We start from the raw sequence: 3,611 nt of genomic DNA, 5'->3' as shown, positions 1-3,611 counted from the left end.
GCGGCCGCCGCGGCGGGCGGCGGCGCCAGGTCCGCGTCGGGATCGTGGAACCCGGAGATGACGTCGGCCAGTCGGGTCTCCTCGCGCTCGACCCGCTCGAAGATCTCGATCAGCTTCTGCACCGACTTGGGGTAGACGGAGAGTGAGGACAGGACCTGATTCAGACCCTCTTCGATGCGCTTGGCGATCTTGAGCTCGCCCTCGCGCGTGAGCAGTTCCACCGTGCCCATCTCGCGCATGTACATGCGTACCGGGTCGGTGGTGCGGCCGAACTCGCTGTCGACACTCGCGATAGCGGCGGCGGCGGCCTCGGCCGCATCGTCGTCCGACACCGCGTTGTCGCTTAGCGTCTGGTCGATCATGTCGGGGGCGGTCTCGTGGACCGCGATCCCCATGTCATTGATCATCCGAACGATGTCTTCGATCTGTTCGGGCTCGACGATGCCGGGCGGCAGGTGGTCGTTGACCTCGGAATAGGTCAGGAAACCCTGCTCTTTGCCCTTGGCGATGAGCTGCTTCAGCTGGGACTGTTGCTGTTCTTGATCCATGGGTAACCTTGCCATTCTCGGGTGAACTTATCAGGCGAACATGGCCGGCCGGACATGCTCAGCTAGACGTATTTTAGGCCGCGCGGTGAACTGATCATTGTAGCACAAGGGCTCAAGATTTTCTAGAGCGCACGAACACGAGGCATTTGCGCTGTGACGGAAAAACCGCATCATCTAGTGCCTGTAAGGCCCCAGTGACCACAACATCTGGGCACAGCGCAAATGCCTCAACACCATCAATGCCGCCGGATTCGTGCCGACTCGGCCTCCCGGCCCATCTGCTCACGCATTTCCTCGGTCCAATCCGCAGTGCTGCGCCGATTGAGGGGTCGCACGCGCTCGGCGTCCCGCACCTCCTTGCTCAGTCCCTGTAGGGCACCAATGAACTCGGCTGCATGTCCATCAACTGGAATAGCGTCCAAGAAGGGCGCCACGCTGAGCCGCTGGAGGTAGTCAAAGTGAGGGTGTTCGCGCCAACGCTCGATCAAGGTCCCCTTGTTGATGGTCGGAGAAGCGGCGATGGTGTCCAACAACTGGACCAGGACCTGGACTCCGGGGTTATCCAGGCGCCGCCAGTCATTCGGCAGCAAGCTGACCTCGGCTGCTAATTGGGGACGATCAAGCAACAGCGCAATCGCCTGGGCGACGAGACTCAGCCGGATGGGCTGCCGCGTCTGCACCGCGCGCCGCGGTCTCCCCGTGCGCCCCTGTGGCGGCGGGGCGATATTCGTCAGTCTCGCCAGCCGGGCGTTGAGGGTATCTCGGTATATGCCGACAGGTACTTTGTCTATCAACGGCTTCGCCAGGGCAGTCAGACGCATCGGGCCATCGCCCGTAATCGTATCGCCGACGGCTTCCTTCAGTTGATTGAACAGAAAAATCGAGAGGTGTTCAGCCTTCTGAAGCCGCCGCTCGAAGGCCGCCTGGCCCTCGGCGCGAACCAGGGTGTCCGGGTCCTCCCCCTCGGGCAGGAAGAGGAAGCGCAACGACTGATTGCCGGTGGCCAACGGCAGGGCTGCCTCCAGGGCCTTCCAGGCGGCCCCGCGCCCGGCATTGTCCCCATCGAAGCAGAACACCAGTTCCGGCGCCGAGCGCAACAATACCTGTAGATGTTCCAAGGTGGTGGCGGTCCCCAGGGTCGCAACCGCGTAGTCGATGCCGAATTGGGCCAGCGCGATGACGTCCAGATACCCTTCCACCACCAGCAATCGGTCCAACTTGCGCCGCGCCTGCTGTGCCTCATAGAGGCCGTAGAGTTCGCGGCTCTTGTGGAAGACCGGCGTCTCAGGTGAATTCAGATACTTCGGCTTGCCGTCCCCGAGCACCCGGCCGCCGAAGCCGATCACGCGCCCCCGGCGGTCGCGGATCGGGAACATGATGCGGCTGCGGAAGCGGTCGTAGCGCTTGCCGTCCTGCTCGGTAATGAGACCGGCCTGGGACAGGCGCTCGCGCGCCGCCGGGTCGGCCCCGAGCCTCGCCAGCAGGAAATCCCAGCCGGAAGGGGCGAAGCCGACACCGTAGCGGGCGGCAATCTCCCCGCTCAGGCCCCGGCCCTTCAGGTAGTCAATCGCCTGGGGCGCCTCCGGATGCTCGCGCAGTTGGCGGCGGTAGATCTGGGCGGCCTGCTCCAGCAGGGCATAGAGCGGTGCCTGGTCCGGGCCGGTCGGCATGGCGGCCCCCTCGGTCGGGACCTCAAGCCCGGCGCGCCGGGCCAGGTCCTCGATCGCCTCGCGGAAACCCAGACGGTCGTACTCCATGAGGAAGCCGATAGCGGTCCCATGGGCGCCGCAGCCGAAGCAGTGGTAGAACTGTTTTTCACGGCTGACCGTGAAGGACGGGGACTTCTCGTCGTGGAAGGGGCAGCGCGCCTGATAGTCCTTCCCGCCCTTGCGCAGTTGGATGCGGCCGGCGATCAGCTCGACGATGTCGGTGCGGGCGAGGAGGTCGTCGATAAACTGCGGGGGGATTCTGCCGGCCATGCGTTCGCGTCAGGGCAGTCGCGGGAAAACTGTGGGCATGGGGCGAACCCCGTCAGACCCCGAGACGGCGCTTCACCTGGGCGCTGACGGCCCCCATGTCCGCACGGCCCTGGACCTGGGGCTTCAAGAGCGCCATGACCTTGCCCATGTCGCTCATCGCCGCGGCGCCGCTCTGCGTGACCGCCGCCTCGACCAGCGCGGCCAACTCGACCTCGTCGAGTGCCCGCGGCAGGTAGCCCTGGATGACCTCGACCTCGAAGCGCTCGACGTCAACCAGGTCCTGGCGACCGGCCGCACCGAACTGCTCGATGGAATCGCGCCGCTGCTTCATCATCTTATCGAGCACGGCCAACACCTGGGTGTCGTCCAGTTCGATCCGCTCGTCCACCTCGCGCTGCTTCACCGCGGCCAGGATGAGCCGGATGACCCCGAGGCGGGTCTTCTCGCCCGCCTTCATGGCGGTCTTCATGTCGGCTTGGATTTGCGCCTTGAGCATGGTATCTAAGCTCTGCGGTTGGAGAGAAAATTCCAGGTCACCGGCCCCGGCGGCGCACCACGGGCGCATGACCGGCAGACAAGCCGGCGGGAGGGGTGACGTTGGTGGAACGACTCCCCTGGGGTAGCCCAGGGGGCGCTGCGCGCGGGGGACCGGCGGGGCCGATCGGGCGCGCTCAGTAAGGACGTTCCCAGCGGCGCGACTCGCGCTGCAACTTCTTGTGGTGACGCTTCACGGCGGCCGCCTTCTTGCGCTTACGCTCGGAGGTAGGCTTCTCGTAGAACTCACGACGACGGACTTCGGCGAGCACACCTGCCTTTTCGCAGGAGCGCTTGAACCGCCGCATGGCGACTTCGAATGGCTCGTTTTCTTTGACGCGGACGCTGGGCATGGGGTCCTTGTGTCTCCAGAGGATGTGTTGGGCTGAAATTTAGCCTTAGGATTTTAGCCGAAGGTGACGGGTGATTGCAAAGGGAGAGAACCTGCCGGGCACGATCAGAACTGATGTGTACCCTACCGCGACCGGACCGCCTCTCGGACCAGGCGTCGTTGTCGTTGTCGTTGTCGTAATCGAACAATCCGATCACG

At 64.5% G+C, this 3,611-nt stretch carries 4 protein-coding genes; all 4 read right to left on the bottom strand.

What is annotated here, in order from left to right:
• On the bottom strand, positions 1-548 hold a 548-nt coding region (locus QZY48_RS16615), incomplete at its 3' end, for an RNA polymerase sigma factor region1.1 domain-containing protein (protein WP_295432939.1).
• Positions 549-784: 236 nt separating this feature from the next.
• The gene (dnaG, locus tag QZY48_RS16610; RefSeq protein WP_295432936.1) at positions 785-2,527 is read right to left on the bottom strand and encodes a DNA primase; all 1,743 of its coding nucleotides are present in this window, start codon (positions 2,525-2,527) and stop codon (positions 785-787) included.
• A gap of 52 nt (positions 2,528-2,579) precedes the next feature.
• Positions 2,580-3,023 (bottom strand): GatB/YqeY domain-containing protein, encoded by a 444-nt coding sequence (locus QZY48_RS16605; protein ID WP_295432933.1) that lies wholly within the window; start codon positions 3,021-3,023, stop codon positions 2,580-2,582.
• Between the two features lie 175 nt (positions 3,024-3,198).
• On the bottom strand, positions 3,199-3,414 hold the full coding sequence (rpsU, locus tag QZY48_RS16600) for a 30S ribosomal protein S21 (RefSeq protein ID WP_100920841.1): 216 nt from the start codon (positions 3,412-3,414) through the stop codon (positions 3,199-3,201).
• Between the last annotated feature and the right edge of the window lie 197 nt (positions 3,415-3,611).

This window comes from uncultured Thiodictyon sp., assembly GCF_903828115.1.
Classification (GTDB): Bacteria; Pseudomonadota; Gammaproteobacteria; order Chromatiales; family Chromatiaceae; genus Thiodictyon.
Note: the sequence above shows the minus strand (reverse complement) of the source record. Positions and strands in the feature narration are given on the sequence as shown.

Excerpts from the sequence above, each read along its gene's own strand:
- dnaG (WP_295432936.1), bottom strand. The coding sequence starts at position 2,527 with ATGGCCGGCAGAATCCCCCCGCAGTTTATCGACGACCTCCTCGCCCGC.
- rpsU (WP_100920841.1), bottom strand. The coding sequence starts at position 3,414 with ATGCCCAGCGTCCGCGTCAAAGAAAACGAGCCATTCGAAGTCGCCATG.
- QZY48_RS16605 (WP_295432933.1), bottom strand. The coding sequence starts at position 3,023 with ATGCTCAAGGCGCAAATCCAAGCCGACATGAAGACCGCCATGAAGGCG.